The following is a 20891-nucleotide window of genomic DNA, read 5'->3' on the forward strand; positions in this document are numbered from 1 at the left end:
TTCAGTCAGCTAATGGAAGACCTCAAGAAATCATTCACTGACGGACGCCGTGATCCCTGGAATCTGATTTTCGGGATATTCGTGCTTTTAGTCTCGCTCATCGTTTATTTGATGACGGTGCAGCGCACGCTTTCATTCTGGGATTGCGGAGAATTCATTACATGTGCTCACATTCTGGGGATACCGCATCCTCCGGGAACTCCGCTATTTGTGCTGATCGGGCGCGTATTTGCACTTTTTCCGATCGGTGATGATCCCTCTTTCCGCATTAATATCATATCCTGCATCAACTCGGCGTTTGCTGCTATGTATGGGTACTTCGTGGCTGCCTGGCTCATCAAGAAATGGTTCGCATCGCCGAATCTCTCCGGATGGAGTCGTGTGACAGTTTACCTCGGTGGTGTCATTGGAGGACTACTGTTTGCATTTGGCCGCACAAATTGGGGCAATTCCGTCGAAGCGGAAGTCTACGGTACCTCGATGCTTTTCATGATGCTGACTATTTACCTGTTGCTGCTCTGGGTCGATCACCGCGAGGAGACGCATGGGGAGACTTATCTAGTCTTGATGGCCTATCTTTCTACGCTGGCGCTCGGTGTGCATATGACGTCCTATATCGTTGTTCCATTCGCATTCCTGCTGGTGATCGCTGTTGACGGTAAGTATCGTCGAAGCTGGCAGATCTGGGTGACATTCTTAATTCTGCTGCTCGTTATTCATCAGGTGCAGCCATTCATAGTAGCTTCTGCTGCATGGGCTGCGATTGCGTGTGCGGCTCACTGTTGGAAGCGAATATCTCAAGGCTGGATTTTCAGCCTGGCTCTTCCTGTTCTTGCTCTGGTGCTGTTCGTTTCTCAGGGAGCTCCGTTTGTTCCGGTATTCGTTCTGTCGTTTTGGGGATGGTCGCTTCTGACGTTGCTCTTCTTCCGCATCGATGCATCGAAACAATTCTGGAGAATCAGCTTCCTTGTGATAACGGCGGCGTTGTTGGGATACTCGGTTCAGATTTTCATACCGATCCGCGCGGCCCAGAAACCGATCATGAATATGAATAATCCCGATAACTGGGAGTCCTTCAAGGGATTTCTCGAACGAAGCCAGTATGGCACGGAAAGCATGATCACTCGGGCTCTTCACAGGCGGGGCGAGTGGATAAATCAATTCGGAAACCATCCTCGGATGGGATTCTGGGGATTCTTTAAAGAGCAGTATGGCCTTGTAGGCAAGCGTTTCCTGATACTGTTCTTCCTTGGACTCTATGGGATGTACTACACCACTCGAAAACACTGGAAGTCGGGGATATTCGTCTTTCTGATAACATTGGCAGGCACCGTCGGACTTGTGATCTACATGAACTTCGCCGACGGCACTCAGGAGAACACGCTGATCGGTGAGGGACATCTTGAAGTGCGAGACAGAGACTATTTCTGGACTCCGGGATTTGTCATGTTCGGATTGATGATTGGGCTTGGTGTGGCCGCATTTTTCGACATGATCAGGAATATTCTGATTATCGAAAAAGCCTCTCCAAGGATTCGAGACACAATCCTCGCAGTGCTCTGTCTATCATTCCTGCTGCCGGCATTTGCTCTTGCAAACAACTACTTCATCAATGACAGGTCTCGAAACTTCATCCCGTATGACTATGCCTGGAATATATTAGATTCTGCTCGACCGAATGCCGTTCTATTTACGAACGGTGATAACGACACATTCCCTGTCTGGTGTCTGCAATATGTGTATGGTATTCGACCGGACGTGAAAATCGCAAATCTGTCTCTGATCAACACAAACTGGTACATAAAGCAACTCAAGAATGAACTCGGTGTACCGATCAGATTAACCGATAGCCAGATTGACGGTCTCATGCACCGCAGGACGCAGGACGGCGGGCTTTACAGAGTCCAGGATCAAATGATCGCCGAAATAATCGACGACAACCAACGCGGCCATGAGCAGACCCCGGTTCAGTTTGCAGTGACCGTATCAACAAGAAACAAGAACTACAAGCTGCAAAGCCTCGATCCGTACATGCAGATGGAGGGTATGGCTCTGACAGTGTATTATCCGAATCGACAGCCAGATGCCATCGCTCTGGAAAAGACTCACGATATGTACTGGAATCAGTTCAAGTTCCGCGGAGTTACTGACACCACTCTTTACAAGGACGAGAACGCCGACCGTCTGGTGAATAACTACATCTCAGGGTTCCTTTTCATGGCTGACACATTGCAACGGGCAGGGCGTATTGACGAGGCTGCCAGCGAGATTCGCAAGGGGATAGGATTGGTTGGAGGTGGTCTGGAACCGTGGGCGTATCTTTGCCGGATGTACACGATGAATGGCCGACTCGACGATGCAATCAAAGTTCTTGATGAGGCGCCCGATGACCTGCCAAAGAGGACTTTGAAGCAGTTCATTGCTGCTGGTCTCAGCGACGCCGGACGTAAGGCGGAAGCACGTGCATACTTCGAAGATATTTACAGGAGCAACCCGGGATGGCGTGATGGTTTCAACGAGCTATTCCGGTTCTATTTTGACCAACAGATGCAGGCTGAGCTGGCCCGGCTGCTGTATGATTACACCAATGCAAATCCCGGTGATGCGCAGATTGCTGCTGCGTACCAGCAGCTGAAACAGGAAGTCCCTGAGCTATTCGTGCCGGAGAGCCTGGCCATAGGCATCGGGCAAACTGCAGTTGCCGTAGATGACACAGGTCGGCGCCTGAGAATCCTGCAGTTAGACTCCGCAGCCGCCATCGAGAATCTTCCTGACACCGGAGATGGAAAGTAAGTTGAGGATTCTTGCAGTCAATTGGCAGGATCCGAAAAATCCATTCGCAGGGGGTGCTGAAGTACATCTTTGGGAGAACCTTAAGAGATTTGCTGCAGATGGTCACAAGGTAACACTAGTATGTAGCCAATTCGATGGTGCATCCGAACAAGACTCTTATGACGGTGTCAGAGTGATTCGAAAGGGCGGGAGATTCTATTTCAATTTCGTGGCCCCTGGATTGATCCGAAAGGAACTGTCGCGAAACACTTATGACGTGATCGTCGAGGATATCAATAAGATTCCATTCTATACTCCGATATATACCGATCTGCCGATTCTGGCGGTGATACCGCATCTATTTGCCACAACTGTGTTCCGCGAAATCAATTTCGTGCTTGGCACCTACATCTATTTGGCTGAGCAGCCGATCAGGTACTTCTTCAGGAAGTATCCTTACTGTGTGATATCTGAATCGACCAAGAACGATCTGGTGAAGCGGGGGATGCCCGCGGACAACATAACCGTGGTCGAATGCGGAATCGATCATTCGTTCTACTGTCTGGATGCGGCAGTACAAAAGTATTCGAAGCCGACCGCTCTGTATCTCGGTAGAATAAAGAAGTACAAAGGTGTGCAGCACATCCTCACGGCCTGGCCTGGTGTGCTTGCGGATGTGCCGAATGCGAAGCTTCAAATTGTCGGAGATGGTGACTATCTGCCTGCTCTGAAGAAGCTTGCATCTGATCTGAAAGTGGCGGACTCTGTGGAATTCCCGGGGTTTGTGGGTGGGGAGTCGAAGATAGAGAGAATGCGGAGAGCCCATTGCGTGATATACCCATCTCTGAAAGAAGGTTGGGGGTTGACCAATATAGAGGCTAATGCTTGCGGGACTCTGGCGATAGCCGCTGATTCTCCAGGGCTGCGCGATTCTGTCTCTGACGGTGTTTCGGGTGCTCTCTTTCCATATGGCAATAAGCAGAAGCTGGTAGCGGCGGTACTGAGAGTGTTCAAAGATTCTGACTACAGGGAGAGGCTTCAGCGCGGTGCCGTTGAATGGGCTTCAAGATATGACTGGGACACTTCCGCTGGAAGGATGCTGTCTCTCTTGCAAAGTGTAATCAGAAAAGGGCGACCGAAGTAGATCTGTCAGGATTGCGGCGCATGAGATACAAGACTCGCAGAAGAATCCTCATTTATCTCGGATATATTATCTCGATTGTACTGGTGTATCTTGCGTTTCGTAAGGTGGAGTTTGCGGCTCTGTGGAATTCCATTTCAGAAGCGAATTACTGGTGGGTGGCTGTCAATATCGTGTTAGTGGTGGCGATGATGTGGTATCGTGCCTATCGCTGGAAATTCATGGTGGATCCGGTGAAGAAGATACCGATGAACAAGTTGTTTTCTTCCACCATGATCGGTTTTATGGCTTCAAATGTCCTGCCACTGCGGCTGGGCGAGTTTGTGCGCGCGTGGTCGCTCGGTCGTATCGCTGATGTATCCCGTTCGGCTGTTTTGGCAACGGTGGTTATCGAGCGCATATTTGATTCGTTTGCATTGCTCACTTTCTTGACAGCTATTCTTCTGTTCAAGAGACTTCCGCTGCCGGCGGAATTGCAGGACTTCGGCTATCTCTTCCTGCTTGCTAATGTTACTGCTCTCGCTGTTCTGATACTTCTCAGGACGAAACCTGAACCGACTCTCAAGGTGATCAAATCAGCTCTTGCCTTTCTGCCTTCCAGGATCAGTGGGAAACTGATGGAGATGTTCATTAAGTTCACCGAGGGGCTGGAAGTCATGGGCGACGTAAGAGTCATCTTGAAGATATCGTTCCAGTCCATAATCCTCTGGACAGTGACCGGACTATCTAATTATTTCATTTTTCTTGCATTTGGGCTGGGGCATCTTCCAATAGACGCTTCTTTTGTGGTTCTCGTTATCGTTTCGATAGGCATCATGATTCCGCAATCCCCGGGCTTCGTGGGAGGCTATCATCTCTGCGTCTGGTATGCTCTGAAACCGTATGGCGTTCAGCAGGATACGGCTATGGCAGTCGCAGTGGTCCTGCATGGGGCGCAATATATTGTCATTACGCTCGTCGGCTTCTACTATCTTCGTCGGGAACATCTCTCACTGCGCGAAGCCGAGGAGGCGTCAATAACCGAAAAGGAAGTGGCTCAGGAATGATCTCGCACAGAGATCGCTCCCAGCAAAGATTCCTTGACTTGAAGAAGTCTCGCCTCTAACTTAATTCAAACTATGGAGAGGAAGTTATGATATACGGCGTAATAATGGCAGGCGGCAAAGGCGAGAGATTTTGGCCTCTTTCGAGAGAAGCCCATCCAAAGCAGCTCCTGGCCATCACATCTGAGAGGACAATGCTGCAGGAGACCATCGATAGAGTAGTCGACTTCATACCGCTCCCGCGCATCAAGATCGTCACCGGGCAGAGCCTGCGCGACAAGATTCTCAGCACAATCGACTATCTGGGCGAAGATAATCTCATAACTGAACCTTTCGGGAAAAGCACCTGCATGACCATCGGCCTCGCGGCTGCGCATCTGTATCGTGAGGATCGAGAAGCCATCATGGTGGTGCTCTCGTGCGATCACGATATAAGGCCGGAGGAAGCGCTCATTGAGCTTCTGAAGGTTGGCTGTCGTGTAGCGTCGGATCAAGACTATCTCATCACAATAGGAATCACTCCTACCCGAGCTGAAACGGGATATGGGTATATCGAGCAGGCGGAAAGATACGATCGGTTCGGGGGAGTCTCCATTCACAAGATCAACAAGTTCACTGAGAAGCCTGACAGAATTGTTGCACAGCAGTATTACTATGACAGGAAGCACCTTTGGAATTCGGGCATGTTCATCTGGTCGGCAAAAGCAATACTCGATGCGATTCACAAGTTTCAGCCTGAGATGGCGAAACTGCTCGATGACTACTCGGAGGCAATCGGTACGGACAAGGAGTTAGATGCCAGGGTACATTGCTATCAGCATTGTCAGAAAATATCGATCGATGTTGCGATTCTGGAGAATGCTGAGAATGTGCTCGTGATTAAGGGCGATCTGATGTGGGATGACATCGGCAGTTGGCGCGCCTTAGAACGATTGAATATCATGAACTCCGATAATAATGTCCTGCATGGCAATGTTGAGGCGCTCGACACTTATGAAACGACAATCTACAACGATTCGGATGGCATCATCACGACTCTGGGCGTATCCGACCTCATAATAGTCCGATCCGGCGATATAGTCATGGTGACACACAAAACGAGGTCCGATGATATCTCGAAGTTGCTGGAGAAATTGCGGGAAGATGAAAGACGTGAGAAATATACATAAGGCTGAGATAGCATTTGCCGTGTTCATTCTGGCTGTCTATGCTCTAAGTTGCGGCAGTCTTGGGAGACGCAGAGATGGTGATGTAAAGCCTCAGCGCCCACACGTGGAAGAGCATTTCACAGCAATCGATCTTCCGGAGGACAGTTTCAGAGTGCCTGAACGTGTACCGGATGATGCGAGCGGGCGGATAAGCTCCGGAGGGATTGACTGGCAAACTCTGGATTCGCTGAAGCAGATGGACCCGACCGTCGATTCTGTTACTGCCGTATACCGGGTTCAGCTGTTCGCATCACAATATTTCACAGATGCCGGCTTCGAGAAGGAGATTGCGGAAGACACATTCAACGAACCGGTATACCTGCTCTATGATGTTCCTTACTACAAGGTTTTGATGGGAAATTGCACGAGCCGTGAAGTCGGGGAGAGGCTGCTGTCAAAGGCTCGCAGTCTGGGCTATGATAACGGTTGGCTGGTACAATTTCCTCCCGACTCGCTATACTACATGACAATCCTGCCCGAAAAAGCAACGGATGCAGCCGATACTACGGCTGCGAAGCCGGAGATTAACCGCTGATTACTGCCGGATTGATACTGTGACGATATTTACGCTTGATAGCAATACCGATATGAGGTTGCTGAAGGAAGAGGCACTTGACCAAATTATCGCTGGCAAGGTAATTCTCATTCCAACCGAGACGCAATACTGTCTCTGCTGCAACTCTGAAAAGGTCACAGCGATGAAAGCCCTGAATCGAATTAAGAAGCGTGACGGGTCGATTCCCACAGCGGTTTTTGTGAGAAACTGGGAGCATGCATCCGTCCTGGTCGAAAACGCTCCGTTAGGCATGCAGACATTTCTCAACCGCTTCTGGCCTGGTCCTCTGACATTAGTCGCAAAGACTGACCGGCCGGAATGGTATGGCGTTGTGAGCGAATCCGGGGATGTCGGGCTTAGATGCTCATCTCACCCGTTCCTAAGAGAACTTGTTTCGATGTCATTTCATTATCTAACTGCGACCAGCGCCAATGTGCATGGAATGGTGCCGTCAATCGATCCCGGAACGCTCACAAATTGGTTGGCGGGCGATATTGAACTCTTTATATTCGATCCGACAATAAAAAAGGACGCTGTTCCATCCACGGTTATCAGTATTGCCGAAAGAAAACTCCAGATACTCAGGGAGGGTGCGATCGAGTTTTCTGAAATCGAACGAGTATGGCGAAAGACAGTTGCCTGGAGAGTCGTATGAGCTATGTGATTATGTTCGTCTGCACCGGTAACACTTGCAGATCGCCGATGGCGCACGGAATTCTGCAGTCGATGATTGATAGCGATAATATCGAAGCTGCCGAAGTGATATCGACCGGCACCGGCACTCTTGATGGTTATCCGGTATCGCTCAATTCTACTGCCGCTGCGGCGAAAGATGGCGTCGACATATCGCATCATCATTCACTGGCACTGACACCGGAACTGATTGAGGGGTCCGATCTGATCCTTACCATGGCATATGAGCATCTGTTCGGGGTCATATCAATGTATCCAAAGGCTGATGGTAAGGTGTTCATGCTGAAGGCATTTCCTGACTCCGAACCTTCCCCGGAACTCTCTGTAGATGACCCGGTTGGGTCTGATTTTGAGATGTATCAGAAGACATACAGTGAAATCAAAGCGGAACTTGTGCGCATATGGCCCGCTATAAAGCAGAGGATTGATGAGAAACTTCGCTGAAATATCGCGCTGGGACAGAATAGTTTTCATCGGCTGCATTGTTGTGGCATGCCTGATCTATGCGACCTACCTCGAAGCACAGCAGAAAGAAGCGGAGCTTCTCGCGGATGTCGCCGACACTTGTCGGCCGCTCGATGTCGAATACGATTCGCTGCAGCCCGATTCGATTTTCCGCGATCTGTACCATGATTCATTCGGAGTTGGAGAACATCTAACATTCGAGCTCGGCTACGGGTTTCTCAAGGCGGGAACTTCGACTCTGCAGGTCGATTCGCTGTTCGAGCACAATGGCCGCCTTTGCTACATGATTAGCTCGAACGCGACGTCTTATAAGTTCTTCGATAGCTTCTACAAAGTCCGCGATCATGGCGAAACATGGGTGGACGCCTACGGATTGTTCACATGGCGATTCGAAAAGCACCTGCGCGAGGGGGGATTCAAGTCTGATGTTGTTCAGGTGTTCGATCAGTTTCGCGATATAGTCTACGAAGAAAATGACACGACGATGATCGAGACTTATGCGCAGGATGTTTTGTCGAGCCTCTACTATGTCCGCACACTTGATCTCCATGTTGGCGACACAATAGCTGTCCTCAATTATTCTGACCGTAAGTGTTACGATCTTGATGTGATCGTGCACAAGCGCGAGGAGATCGAAGTCGGTGCCGGCAAGTTCACATGCCTCAAGGTCGAGCCGCTGCTCAAGTCTGCCGGGTTGTTCAAGCATGAAGGCGAACTTGCGGTCTGGCTGACCGACGACAGGCTGAAGATGCCGGTCCTCATGAAATCGAAAGTACTCGTCGGCTCAATCACCGCCGAATTGATAGACTTCAGAATAGGCGAGCTGCTGGATTAGTTGTAGTTCAAAACCCCTGTGGTTTTGAGATCTCTTGGTCGTAGGGCAGCGATCCGAAGTCACGCCAAGCGTGACGGAGCGATCCTGCTTGTTTCTTTGTTGCGCAGAGATGGAGAATAGTCGTGTAGGGTGGAACATGTTCCACCAATTCTTCTGTAGCGCGTTTATGGATGTGGGCGGGATATTTCTCTTCGCAGTCATGACCGATTCTCCTCTGTGGGCAGGAGCCGAATATTCTGTCGAGGTGGCTGAAGATAGATTCGTGCGCGTAGGAACGATGAATATAGCGAAGGCGGTGGAACGCGTTCCACCCTACTTGTCTGCTCCCCGTCTTCACGGGGATGACAGGCCTTGGGCCTGTACACTGGATACCGATTTTCATCGGTAAGACGGAGTTGTGCGTTGTATAGGTATCTGAGGCTGCCAACCTGCCATATTTTGTTGACTAATCGCTTTCCTGACCCTATATACACCGCTATGAAAGTGGTTTTGCAGCGTGTTAACAGGGCATCGGTGACCGTTGACGATCGGGTCGTCGGGCAGATAGCCAAAGGGCTGTTGCTTCTGGTCGGTGCGGGGCACGATGACACCGAGGATGACGTACGATTCCTTGCCGACAAGTGCATGAATCTCAGGATATTCGAGGATGAGGAGGGGAAGATGAATCTCTCCTGTCTCAATCTCGAATATGACGTCCTCGTGGTCTCCCAATTCACTCTGCAGGCCGATTGCCGCAAAGGACGCCGCCCGAGTTTCACCGATGCTTTGGAGCCGGTGCAGGCTGAAAAACTGTGCGACCGATTTGTCGAACTCTGCAGGGCGGAGGGTGTTAAAGTCGAGACGGGCGTGTTTGGGGCTAAGATGAGTATCGATCTCGAGAACTGGGGGCCGGTTACTATCGTTTTGGACAGCAAGGAATGACTGATTTCACGATTACTTACTCTGACGAACTGATAAATCGAATAGCGTCACTTCTCGACAACAGGCCGGTCAGGCTGGCGTCGCGATCGCCGCGCCGTCGGGAAATCCTGAAACGGCTCGGAATCGAGTTCAGTCAGTTCACACCGAACAGTGAAGACGAATTCGAGCCGGATGTGCCGGAGAGTGATCCGGTTGCACGTTCTCTTGCGATGACAAAACACAAAGCCGCCGAGGGCTGCAAGGGGGTTAACAGCGGAATAGTGATTGCTGCGGATACAATTGTGGTGCTCGATTCCAGAGTCCTTTTCAAGCCTATCGATCGCGCTGATGCCATCTCTCATCTGAAGCGTCTTGCTGGAAAAGATCATTATGTCCATACGAGCATGGTAGTCAGAGATGTTGACCGTTCTTTGGAGGAATGCGGAACATCAGACAGCCGTGTGACATTCCGCGATGTTTCCGAAGCTGCGATACTCGACTATGTCGCAACGGGCGAGCCGGACGACAAGGCTGGAGCCTATGGAATACAGGGGATGGGAAAGTTTTTAGTTGATAAGTACACTGGTCATCTTGATAATATCATTGGGTTTCCGGCGTATTTATTCGTCGAATTACTGGAAGGACTGAAAAGGCATCAGGTCTGATTCATGATAGAGTTTGAAAATGATGGCGAAATGCTGACTGTCGGCAAACTGCTCAGGAATGAGCGCGAACGGCAGGAGATTTCGCTTGAGGACATCTCGGAACGCACGAAGATAAATGTGAAGTATCTGAAGGCTATCGAGGAGGACAGCAAGGAAGGCTTCCCCGGTGAGCTTTACTGCGAGCTATTTACGAAATCGTATGCCGAGGCGCTGGGCCTGGAGTATGCGAAAATAAGAGCCGGCACTTTTGCAGCCGGTGATACGAAGAATTCATCCGGAAAGAAATTTCGGAAGGCCGAGACTGCGGCTGCAGACAAAGCAAAGGACAAGAAACGTGCCGCATCAGATAAGCCGACCCGGGAGAAACCGAAGGGTCCCAAATTTCTTCCCGCAGACTCAGCCGATGATGGATCGGAAACTGCCGCGTCGGATAGTGCTGATGCAAATGGCGTCGAGGCGAATGCCGGAGCCGCAAAGAAGGACATCGTAAGGTACTTTATCATAATTGCCGCAATCGTGTTCAGCCTTCTCATGGTAGTTGTTTACATCAGCATATCGAGCGACAAGACTGAATCCGGTGCATCGGATAGCGAGCATTCCACAGACATGCCTGCAGCAATCCATGGGGACGATGCTGATGCGGGAATAGACATTGTGGATGATGGATTGCCTCCGAGCACTGATGATTCGTTCTACGTCGGTCCGGTACAGATGTATCCCGACAGTCTTGAGGTCACACTTATCTCGACTCAGGAGAGTTGGGCGAGCGTCATTGCTGACAGCAATATAGTGTTTTCGAGTTTCTTTCAGCCCGGAAAACAGAATCTTTTTCGTGCGGCGACAGAGCTCGACATAACTCTCGGCAGGTGGGAATTTATCACGGGCAAGATATACACCCACCCCATGAAACCAATTACTTCGTTTCATGAACAGGGGAGAAATTCTGTGAAGCTCCTCATCACCAAGGATAATTGGGAAGCGTTCATAGACTCGACGCAATTACATTATGATCAACGTTAAGACAGCACTTCAGAATTTCAAAGTCAGCCGAATGAAGCGAAGCGTTGTCGCATCCTTGATTGATGTCGGCAGCCAGATCAAGGCCGAGGGGCGCGTGCTTGTCTTGCTGCCGTTCGATAGTGCTATCCGCAGCGAGATTCTGAGGGATGCGTCTGTCTTTGCGACGGCATTTCCTGGGTGCGAAATCTGCCTCGTGTCGATGCCGGATGATGGTGTCAGGGATCTTGCTCGCAGGGAAGGATTCAGAAGTTTCGCTCCTCACCGGATGGAGATGCTGTGGTACGGTTTCCCGAACAAAAGCTTTTTCGACAGGATTCGAAATCTCAAGGGCGGATTAGTGATTGATCTCGACTTCAACAAGAGTCCGTTTAATGCTGCTATCAGCGCCGTTTCCGGAGCGCCGCTGAGAGTGGGGCTGTACGGCAACTGGGGACCTCCAATTCACAATCTCGAGGTCAAGTCACGAGAATCCGGCAATCAGATTGAAGACTTTCGATGCCTGCTAAATGTGCTCGCGTCAATACGAACAAGAGTTGCAAACTGAGAGAGGCGGTATGTTCCTATCAAAGCTACAACTTCTCGGTTTTAAATCGTTTCCTGAGAAGACAGACCTTGTATTTAATCGCGGTATAGCCAGTATTGTAGGGCCTAACGGCTGTGGCAAAACCAATCTCCTCGATGCGATTAGATGGGTGCTGGGTGAATCGCGGATGTCTGTTCTGAGGGGGGCGAGACTGGAAGAGATCATATTCGCAGGCACCAGAGACTATAAGCCGCAGGGCATGGCCGAGGTATCACTAACTTTCGATAATCACGATCACTCGATTCCGTCCGGTTACGATGAAATCAGCATTACTCGCAGATTGTATCGATCCGGTGATTCGGAATTCCTGATAAATCGTACACCATGTCGCCTGAAAGACATCACGGAGATGTTTCTCGATACGGGTGTTGCGCCGGGCGCCTACTCTGTCATCGAGCAGAGCATGGTCGATGTGCTCCTTTCGGATAAGACCGAGGACAGGAGATTCCTGTTCGAGGAAGCTGCGGGCATCACCAAGTATAAGCAGCGCAAACGACAGGCGCTTCGCAAGCTAGAATCGACAGAAGCAGATCTTCTGCGGCTTCAGGATGTCCTGGCCGAGGTTGAGGCGCAAGTTTCGGCTCTCAGAAGGCAAGTTTCGAAAGCGGAGAGGCACAGGACTCTTGGGGAAGAAATCAAGCGCATAGGCATCTCGCTGAGTTCGGCAGAATGGAATGCTCTCGAAGAGAAGCGCGCAGATCTGGCAAAGCAGATGGCGCAGAAAAGGATTGAAGCCGAAGCGAATATCGGCAGGCAGAGAGAGAGTGAGTTGAAACGCGAGAAGATCGCACTAGAGCGGACAGAATTCGAGAGAAGGTCGAGAGAAGTCCAGGCTGAACTCGAAGCCGCCATCGACAGATGCCACAAGCTCGAGAATGAGATCTCCGTGCTGAAGGAGAAAGAGCGCAATGCCGCAGAATCGTATACGCGAGCGGGCAACGAGGTCGAGAGCCTTCTCAAGCGTCAAGATTCTCTTGAAGACGAAATCGCAGAGAATACTCAGAAGCAATCTGAGTGTGGCGGTCAAATTGATTCGCTAAATGCGAAACTCGCGGCGGTTGAGGACGATCTGCATGCCAAGCTGAGCGAATGCACGTCTTTGCGCGAACACGTCGAGAAAAAACAGTCTTGTCTTAACGATCTGGCGGTCACTCTTGCCGGCAGGCGCGAAAACCAGCTGAGCCTCGATCTGCGATACAGCGCGGATAGCGATAAACTGACGGAAATGAATGGCGAGATTGAAAGGCTCAGCAAGGAGCTGGAGCGGATATCATCGGAACTATCGGCTGGAGAGTCTGAGGCTGAAGATTTTGAGCAACTGCTTGCGTCTCACAAAGACAAGATTACGACGCTGGACAATTCCGCCAGGATTCTGGGCGAAGACGTAGAGAATCTGGAGGCGCGGAAACGCGAATTGGTTGGCAGGCTTGAGAAAGCCGTGACTCGCATGGAGTTTCTGGAGAAAGTCATCGCCGAGTATGATGGCTATAATGAGGGCACAGCGGCGATTGGGCAGCTCAAGGATGAAATACCCGGCCTTCTCGACACGGTTGCGAATCTGATCGAGACTGACCACGAGAATTCTCCCCTCATTCAGGCGGTTCTGGGCGAATACGCCGGATACTTCGTCGTGGAAGATGAAGTGGCGGCCAATGCTGTTCTTGAGAGAGTCCGGTCGGAGAAACTCGGCAGGGTCGGTCTTATCGTCAAGAGCCGCGTTTCCGATTTGTCCAATTCTGTGAGCGGCAAAATACCTGATGGATTCAAGCCGATACGAGCGCTCGTCGGAGGTGATGACGATCTCTCTCAAGTGTTCGACTTTCTGTTTGACGATCACTGCCTTGTCGGAGATGGCGATTTCTCGCAGGCAGTAAATAATCCGCAGTTGACGCTCTGGACTGCCGAGGGGGAAGTTGTTGCTGCAGGCGGTAGAGTGCGGGCTGTCGGATCGCACGAGATTGTCCTTGTTGGCAGGAAGGGCGATTGCCAAGCTTTGGCGTCGGAACGACAGGACTTGATCGACATAATTGCTCGGGTTAATCACGACAAAGTTGAAGCTGCCGGAAAGCGCAATGATCTGATCGCCGAGATGTCGTCTCTGGAACACGGCATCGCTGAGATTCAGCAGCGCCTAACAGGATTGAGCATCAAGAATTCTAACCTCAAGTATGAAATCACAACACTTTCGAATGGCAAGACGGAAAAAGAGCGTGTGCGCTCCTCACTGGCTGGCTCACTCGATGTCATTTCTCGTGACAAGGGACAACTGACTCAGGAGCTTGAGGCCATGCTGGCTCAGAAGGCGGAGATGGAATCCGATCTGACTGTGGCAGCGGAGGAGGTCGCCGCCGCGGAGCAGGAATACGCGACCTGTGAGAAAGACAACAATCGCCTCAGGATGGAGCTTGTCGGACTGGAAGGGAGGCTCGATACGTTGAGGTCGAATCAGACGCGCCTTGATGAGCTCGGAAAGGATGTTCTGGATACGATCAAGTTGAGGGAATCTCAGCAGTCGGAGCATCTGCGAACTGCATCGGAGAGCAAGAGACTGACCCGGGACCATGAAGCAGACCTCAAGAAAGAATACATCGTCGAAGAGGAGAAGAGAAGAGAGGCTGTTGCGATCAGCTCGGCGATCTCGGAAGTGGATTGTTCGATGAGCGAGATCGACAAGGAATTGAAGGAGCTTCGTCAGGAGTCCTCGAAGTCGACTGAGATGATTCACGAGCTCGATCTCGGAATGTCAGCAATTCACTCTCGAAAGGGAAACCTGGTAGAAGACTCGATTGAACACTATGAATTCGATCCGTCGACAAGTTCGCTGAAGGTGAAGCTTACTGACGAGCAGCGATCTGAAATGACCGACGAACTCTACGGGCTTCGCGATCGTCTGAGCAGCCTCGGACCGGTCAACATGCTCGCCATTGATGAATACGATGAACAGAACAAGCGGTTTGAATTCTTGTCGGAGCAGGTCCAGGACCTGGAAACTGCAAAAGAAGATCTGAGATCGACGATCACGAAGATCAACAGCACTGCAAAGCGACTGTTTATCGAGACTCTTGAAGAGGTACGGGGCAATTTCCGGGAAGTGTTCCAGGATCTCTTTGAGGGTGGAGAGGCAGATGTCTATCTCGAAGAGGGAGTCGATCCACTGGAGGCCAATATAATCATCAAAGCCCGACCCAGAGGGAAGAAGATTCTGTCAATACAGCAGTTGTCCGGTGGTGAGCGCGCTCTAACATCAATTTCGCTTCTGTTCTCGCTCTACCTTGTGAAGCCTTCTCCGTTCTGCATTCTCGACGAGGTCGATGCTCCGTTAGATGACTCAAATATCAAGAGATTCCTGAAGATGATAAGCCGCTTTTCTGAGAACACGCAGTTTCTCATCATTACCCACAACAAACTCACTATGGAGGCAGCTGACGTTCTGTATGGTGTGACAATGAAGCACCCAGGTGTCTCCCAGATTGTCAGTGTCAATCTCAGTAGCGATGCTGACGTTGACAAGCTCCTCGGTCAATCGACAACCACCGCAAGTGCACCTGAGACTGAAGAGGCTGTCGAGATAGAATCATGAAGTTCTCGTTTTCTAAGCTGAAAAGCGGGTTGTCCAAAACGAAGGACAACCTGATCGGCCGTGTCAAATCTGTCGTCGGGCTGCACACAAAGGTTGATGAGGCTCTCCTGGAAGACCTCGAAGAAGCATTGATAAAGTCAGACGTTGGGATCAGCGCGACTGAGAAAATAATTGAAGGGCTCAAAGAGAGAGTCAAGGAACTCGGCGAGAAGGAGACTGAAAACGTAGTCGACCTTCTGAAGGCTGAAATGGCTCAAATATTGAGATCAGATAATCACCGCGAGAGTTTCTTCGATAATCCTGCAAAGCCACTTGTGATAATGGTTGTCGGTGTCAACGGGACCGGCAAGACGACATCGATTGCAAAGCTCGCACACACATTCAAGGAGAGTGGCAAGTCTGTTATGGTTGCAGCGTGCGACACGTTCAGAGCGGCAGCGATAGAGCAGCTCGAAATCTGGGCGACCCGTGTAGGCTGCGAATTCGTCAGATCGACTCCCGGTGCCGACAGCGCAGCAGTCGCTTTCGACGCCGTGCAGGCGGCGAAATCGCGCAATATCGATGTTGTGATCATCGATACTGCCGGCCGCCTTCACACTAAAGTCAATCTGATGGAAGAACTGAAGAAGATTAAGCGTGTTGTGGCCAAGGCTGACGCTGCAGCTCCGCATGAAACACTTCTGGCGATAGATGCCACCACAGGGCAGAATGGCATGCAGCAGGTGAAAGTCTTTGATGATGCACTCGTATTGACCGGTCTTCTCCTAACGAAGCTCGACGGTACAGCCAAGGGGGGAATAGTGATTGCCATAGCTGACGAGTTCAAGGTTCCCGTGAAGTTTGTGGGACTCGGAGAGCAGATGGATGATTTGGACGAGTTCTCGCCGAAGGATTTCGTCGAGGCGCTGTTTGCATGATTGAGACTGTCGGCATAAGTACTTCCGACCGCACTCAGCTTGTCGATATCACTCTGCAAATCAGGAAATTCGTCAGGGGCTCAGGAGTAGGCGAGGGTTTCTGCACTGTATTTGTACCGCATACGACTGCCGCCGTCACGATAAATGAGAATGCCGATCCGACAGTCAAACGCGATATTCTGATGATCCTGAACAGAGTTATACCATTCACTGACGATTACCGTCACAGTGAGGGAAACTCTGCCGCGCATATCAAGGCGAGTCTTATCGGTTCATCAGAGCATCTGCTGGTGTCGGGAGGGGATATACTGCTTGGAACTTGGCAGGGTGTCTTCTTCTGTGAATTTGACGGCCCCAGGACACGCAGGATCATCCTGCAAGTGAACGGCCACTGATGGTTAAGTTCAGGATCATCTGCGTTGGAAAGACCCCCAAGGGGTGGCGAGAAGAGGCATTTGAGCATTACCGGAAGCTGATTGTGCCTTTTGCCAAACTTGAGGAGATATCTGTCAAGGAGCAGAAGATCATTGAATCGGCCGGAATAGAGAACTCGCTGAGACAGGAAGGGGAGCGAATCCTGAAGCTGCTATCCGCATCCACCCACAAGATTGCTCTGGACCGGAAAGGGAAGCATCGGTCGTCAATTGAGCTCTGTAAGCATTTCGAAACTCTATATCAGCGGTTTTCTGCATTCGATCTAATCATCGGAGGTCCTCACGGTCTGCACTGCACGGTGCTCGATCGAGCGGACGAGAAGATGTCATTGTCGTATCTTACTTTCCCACATGATCTTGCGAAGATAGTCGTCGCGGAGCAGATTTACAGGGCTCTGTCGATCATGAACAACTTCCCCTATCATAAATAGCAGTTGTAAGAATTGGATTTGCAAGCTCCCGGCAATGGGGCTTGTTGAAAAAGTCACGGACCGCAGAAGGTCGTCATCGCGAGGAGCGGAGCGACGTAGCGATCTCTATGTCAATCAATGCAATAGTGAGATAATGAGATTGCCACGTTTCGCTCGCAATGACAGCGTTTGGGGTTTTTCAACAATCCCAATGGAGGAGATCCGGGGAGCGAAGTCTTGGTAATCCATTTTGGCAATTCCTGCAATGTTGACTTGAATACTCGCCTTTTTGGAAACTTTTGCTTGACAGTTGCGTTGTGCCGAGTATATTTAAATTCGGTAAGATGTATGTAACTTAATGCCCTTTTTGGATTTGGAAGGGAGGTCGAGGTATTTGACCGGTGTCAGGGTTCGTGATGATGAGTCATTTGAAAAAGCACTGAGACGTTTCAACAAATTCTGTGAGAAGAGTGGAATTCTGTCGGACATCAAGAAGCACCAGCATTTTGAGAAGCCGTCGGATCGAAAGAAACGCAAAGTAAATGCGGCCAAGAGAAAAGCGCGCCGTTCCAAAGGAAAGTCAAGGCGAGTAGGTAGATACTAATCGGTATTCGCATGAGCATCCTGGAGAAGATTAACTCGGACTTGGTAGTAGCTATGAAGGCGAAGGAGAGCGGTCGCGTGACTGCACTCCGTGGTCTTAAGTCTGCAATCAAGTATCGTGAAATAGAGAAGCATGCAGGTTTGACTGATGAGGACGTGATTGCTGTCCTGTCCTCGACTGCCAAGAAGCATCGGGATTCGATAGAGCAGTACGAGAAGGCAGGCAGGGACGATCTTGTCCAGCAAGAGAAGGGCGAGTTGGAGATCGCTCTCTGCTATCTTCCGAAGCAACTCGAACGGGCGGAGGTCGAGCGCCTCGTTGATGAGGTGATCGCTGAGCTTGATGTCTCGGGAGATTCGAGTTTTAGCATGGTTATGAAGGCTGTTATGCCGAAGGTGAAGGGACTTGCCGACGGCAAACTGGTTAAAGAGATAGTCCAGGGCAGACTGTCTTGATTTCCTCTCCGGTCGATTCCGGCCGGAACATGATAAGAGCAGGGAGGCCGTGTATGAATTGGTTCGACATCGCCCTAATTACACTCCTTTTGATTACGATGGCGATAGGTTCAAAGCGGGGACTCGTGAGGGAATTGATGGGTTTCTTCGCGCTGGTCCTCGGAGTCATCGTAACAGTCAACAACATGGATTTTCTTGCGCTCGAAGTCGCAAGACACATCGACGCATCGCCGATGATCATAGCCGTGGTCTCATTTGTCGTGCTTTTGGCGGTACTCTACGGCTTGTTTAAGCTGGCAGGGCTGGTCTTCTACAAGGTGGGAGACGTGCATAAGCTTGGAAAGAAGGACAAGGTGGGCGGAGCGGTGATGGGCGCAGTCAGGGGTTGGATACTGCTCGGACTGCTTCTCTTTTTGGTCACCATTCTCCCTATGCCGGGTGCATTCTATAGAGCTGTCGACAGCTCTATCCTGACCGAACCGATGATGAGGACTCTCCCGCTGATTTTCGATGGGTCGAGTCCACTGCATCCGAGGAGTGGTACGTTCATCGAGAAAGTAGAGCAGTCTATCGGTGAGACCGAAGCGGTTCTTACTCTGAACCACAAGAAGGCTTACTCAGATGCGTCGAAAAGGTACGCGCAGAGAGAAAGAATCGACAAAGCACTTAACAATCTCGACAGGTATCTTGGCCGGGATGATCTGCCTTAGGGGTGGGTCTGTTGCGCCTTATAGAGAGAGCTGGGCCGGGCTGACAGGTTAGTTGTCACCTCGCAGCCGGTTTATCTCATTTATCAGAGCATCGGATTCGTCTGTATCACCGGTGCTTCTTGCCTCGTGAAGTTGAGCTGTAAGTTGCCTGATGCGATCGTCTCTGTATGCCTGCTTCAATTTCTGCATGTATTCCTGAAATGCCAATTCCCAGTCGCCGGATTCCGCCTCGACCGCTAACAGTCCCGTAAGTGTGGAGCGGGTATGCTCATCGGTCGCGCTGTCAACCACGCTCGCGAAATCGGCTTCGCGATTCTCTGCATGAAGTCTTGTTGCGATGTTGAATATCTCTCTGTGCTCCGGGGAACTGAACAACTTCTCCTGCAAACCGTTCGATGAATCCTGGAAGAGGCTGGGATGGGTGAGTATAAGTCTCAGAACATTTCTCTCGAGCTCAGGGCGGTTTGCGATTGCAGTGTACCTGGGTTGGAAAGGTTTCTCAGGTTTCGTAGCTTCGGGAGATACGCCCTTAGTGAGCAAATCGACGGAGATGTCATAGAGCTCGGAAAGCTCTTTAAGCATGAGGGCTCTCGCTATTTCGTCGGGGGCCATGCTCACGAGTCGAAGCTGCGATTTTACGAGCATCTGCTGGCCTGCACGATTGCGCTCCGCGAACGGAGGATGAGCAGACTCTCTGACAAATCTGAAATAGCTGGCAGCTTCCGAGATTACTCGTTTCAGCTCTGTCGCTCCGGCTTCTCTGACGAAGGAATCGGGATCGTCCCCTTCCGGGAGAGCCACAACGCGCACATCGATTCCCACTGCGAAGAAATGTTCGGCGCATCTTTCGGCGGCACTTTGCCCAGCCGCATCCGAGTCGAACAGCAGACTGACAGAATCAGCGTACCTTTTTAGCAGCAGGGCGTGATCGCGAGTAAATGATGTTCCCGATACGGCAACCGCTGTCCGAATGTCAGCCTGATATAGCGACAGGTAATCCATATAGCCTTCGACAACCAGAGCCTCGCGACTATCTCTTATATCTGCCCGCGAATGGCTTAGTCCGTAAAGGACACGACTCTTGTTGTAGAGCGGCGAATCGGGAGAATTCAGATATTTCACATTGTCCTTTGCTGCAAGTGCGCGTGCCCCGAACCCAATTACTCTTCGTGACAAATCGAAGATGGGAAACATGAGTCGCTGCCGGAACCGATCGTAGAACCCGTCGCCAGACTCACGTTTCACCAGTAGACCGGCATCATATAGTTCCTGAGTCGTGATCTTCTTCTCTCGGGCGTATGCGATTAGATTCTCCCAGCCCTCAGGCGCAAAACCGAGTTGGAATTCCTGAATAGTCTCGTCAGTCATACCGCGCTTTTCACGAATGTAGTCGAGGACCTTCCTGCCGTCATCCGATTCATAGAGAGACTTGTGGTAGAATCCGGCCGCCTGCTCATTTGCGTAATAGAGTCGTGAGAATCTTTCCATTTCTTTGGGATCACGCTTCGGCTCAGGGAGTGGAATGCCGGCGCGCTTGGCGAGGAACTTGACAGCCTCCGGAAATGACATCTGCTCATGCTCCATCAGAAACGTCATGACATTGCCGCCTTTTCCGCATCCGAAGCAGTGGTATATCTGCTTGTCCTGTGATACAGAGAATGACGGAGTTTTCTCGTGATGAAACGGACAGAGGCAGATGTAGTTGCGCCCTCGTTTCTTAAGAGACAGAAATTGGGACAGCACGTCGATTATATCTGACGACTGCCGAACCTGATCGATAATGTGATCCGGATAGAATGCTGCCATGATGTGAATATAGGCGATCCGGTGCCGAGTGTCAATCAACTGCGAAGATAGCGAGTCACTCCGGTCGCCGATTTTGGTTGCACTTAGCGGGTTC

At 50.8% G+C, this 20891-nt stretch carries 20 protein-coding genes; 19 read left to right on the forward strand and 1 reads right to left on the reverse strand.

Going from position 1 to position 20891, the window contains the following annotated elements; genetic code table 11:
- Window positions 1–12: 12 nt before the first annotated feature.
- The 19 genes from KKH67_13805 (at window position 13) to KKH67_13895 (ending at window position 18991) form a co-directional block, all read left to right on the forward strand.
- Entirely contained in the window at window positions 13–2793 is a 2781-nt protein-coding gene (locus KKH67_13805; GenBank protein MBU1320254.1) for a DUF2723 domain-containing protein, read from the forward strand.
- Window positions 2783–3916 carry a glycosyltransferase family 4 protein gene (locus KKH67_13810; protein ID MBU1320255.1) on the forward strand — a complete coding sequence of 378 codons (1134 nt, stop codon included), beginning with the start codon at window positions 2783–2785 and terminating at the stop codon, window positions 3914–3916. The genes KKH67_13805 and KKH67_13810 overlap by 11 nt, the downstream gene beginning before the upstream one ends.
- Before the next feature lie 20 nt (window positions 3917–3936).
- A complete protein-coding gene (locus KKH67_13815) occupies window positions 3937–4959 on the forward strand; it encodes a flippase-like domain-containing protein (protein MBU1320256.1) in 1023 nt (340 codons plus the stop codon).
- An 86-nt stretch (window positions 4960–5045) separates the two neighbouring features.
- Window positions 5046–6125 (forward strand): mannose-1-phosphate guanylyltransferase, encoded by a 1080-nt coding sequence (locus tag KKH67_13820; GenBank protein ID MBU1320257.1) that lies wholly within the window; start codon window positions 5046–5048, stop codon window positions 6123–6125.
- On the forward strand, window positions 6100–6699 hold the full coding sequence (locus tag KKH67_13825; protein ID MBU1320258.1) for an SPOR domain-containing protein: 600 nt from the start codon (window positions 6100–6102) through the stop codon (window positions 6697–6699). The genes KKH67_13820 and KKH67_13825 overlap by 26 nt, the downstream gene beginning before the upstream one ends.
- Before the next feature lie 19 nt (window positions 6700–6718).
- Window positions 6719–7375, forward strand: coding sequence for an L-threonylcarbamoyladenylate synthase (locus KKH67_13830; protein ID MBU1320259.1), 657 nt, complete (start codon window positions 6719–6721; stop codon window positions 7373–7375).
- Window positions 7372–7857 carry a low molecular weight protein arginine phosphatase gene (locus tag KKH67_13835; GenBank protein ID MBU1320260.1) on the forward strand — a complete coding sequence of 162 codons (486 nt, stop codon included), beginning with the start codon at window positions 7372–7374 and terminating at the stop codon, window positions 7855–7857. Before KKH67_13830 ends, KKH67_13835 begins: the two co-directional genes overlap by 4 nt.
- Window positions 7841–8713: a DUF3108 domain-containing protein gene (locus KKH67_13840; GenBank protein ID MBU1320261.1), complete on the forward strand. Its 873-nt coding sequence runs from the start codon at window positions 7841–7843 to the stop codon at window positions 8711–8713. The genes KKH67_13835 and KKH67_13840 overlap by 17 nt, the downstream gene beginning before the upstream one ends.
- A 477-nt stretch (window positions 8714–9190) precedes the next feature.
- Window positions 9191–9634, forward strand: coding sequence for a D-tyrosyl-tRNA(Tyr) deacylase (dtd, locus tag KKH67_13845; protein MBU1320262.1), 444 nt, complete (start codon window positions 9191–9193; stop codon window positions 9632–9634).
- A complete protein-coding gene (gene maf, locus KKH67_13850) occupies window positions 9631–10278 on the forward strand; it encodes a septum formation protein Maf (GenBank protein ID MBU1320263.1) in 648 nt (215 codons plus the stop codon). The genes dtd and maf overlap by 4 nt, the downstream gene beginning before the upstream one ends.
- Window positions 10279–10281: 3 nt before the next feature.
- A complete protein-coding gene (locus KKH67_13855) occupies window positions 10282–11298 on the forward strand; it encodes a helix-turn-helix domain-containing protein (GenBank protein ID MBU1320264.1) in 1017 nt (338 codons plus the stop codon).
- The gene (locus KKH67_13860) at window positions 11285–11842 is read left to right on the forward strand and encodes a hypothetical protein (protein ID MBU1320265.1); all 558 of its coding nucleotides are present in this window, start codon (window positions 11285–11287) and stop codon (window positions 11840–11842) included. The genes KKH67_13855 and KKH67_13860 overlap by 14 nt, the downstream gene beginning before the upstream one ends.
- A gap of 10 nt (window positions 11843–11852) precedes the next feature.
- Window positions 11853–15461 carry a chromosome segregation protein SMC gene (gene smc / locus KKH67_13865; protein MBU1320266.1) on the forward strand — a complete coding sequence of 1203 codons (3609 nt, stop codon included), beginning with the start codon at window positions 11853–11855 and terminating at the stop codon, window positions 15459–15461.
- Window positions 15458–16378, forward strand: a complete 921-nt coding sequence (ftsY, locus tag KKH67_13870) for a signal recognition particle-docking protein FtsY (GenBank protein ID MBU1320267.1) — start codon at window positions 15458–15460, stop codon at window positions 16376–16378. Before smc ends, ftsY begins: the two co-directional genes overlap by 4 nt.
- A complete protein-coding gene (locus KKH67_13875; GenBank protein MBU1320268.1) occupies window positions 16375–16773 on the forward strand; it encodes a secondary thiamine-phosphate synthase enzyme YjbQ in 399 nt (132 codons plus the stop codon). The genes ftsY and KKH67_13875 overlap by 4 nt, the downstream gene beginning before the upstream one ends.
- Window positions 16773–17243 carry a 23S rRNA (pseudouridine(1915)-N(3))-methyltransferase RlmH gene (locus KKH67_13880; protein ID MBU1320269.1) on the forward strand — a complete coding sequence of 157 codons (471 nt, stop codon included), beginning with the start codon at window positions 16773–16775 and terminating at the stop codon, window positions 17241–17243. Before KKH67_13875 ends, KKH67_13880 begins: the two co-directional genes overlap by 1 nt.
- Window positions 17244–17616: 373 nt before the next feature.
- Window positions 17617–17826 carry a 30S ribosomal protein S21 gene (gene rpsU / locus KKH67_13885; protein MBU1320270.1) on the forward strand — a complete coding sequence of 70 codons (210 nt, stop codon included), beginning with the start codon at window positions 17617–17619 and terminating at the stop codon, window positions 17824–17826.
- Between the two features lie 11 nt (window positions 17827–17837).
- A complete protein-coding gene (locus KKH67_13890; protein MBU1320271.1) occupies window positions 17838–18281 on the forward strand; it encodes a GatB/YqeY domain-containing protein in 444 nt (147 codons plus the stop codon).
- A 53-nt stretch (window positions 18282–18334) separates the two neighbouring features.
- Window positions 18335–18991: a CvpA family protein gene (locus KKH67_13895; protein MBU1320272.1), complete on the forward strand. Its 657-nt coding sequence runs from the start codon at window positions 18335–18337 to the stop codon at window positions 18989–18991.
- Between the two features lie 48 nt (window positions 18992–19039).
- Here the strand turns inward: KKH67_13895 and dnaG are convergent, their stop codons facing one another.
- Entirely contained in the window at window positions 19040–20797 is a 1758-nt protein-coding gene (gene dnaG / locus KKH67_13900) for a DNA primase (protein ID MBU1320273.1), read from the reverse strand.
- Between the last annotated feature and the right edge of the window lie 94 nt (window positions 20798–20891).

The sequence above is a fragment of the Candidatus Zixiibacteriota bacterium genome (assembly GCA_018820315.1).
GTDB lineage: Bacteria > Zixibacteria > MSB-5A5 > JAABVY01 > JAHJOQ01 > JAHJOQ01.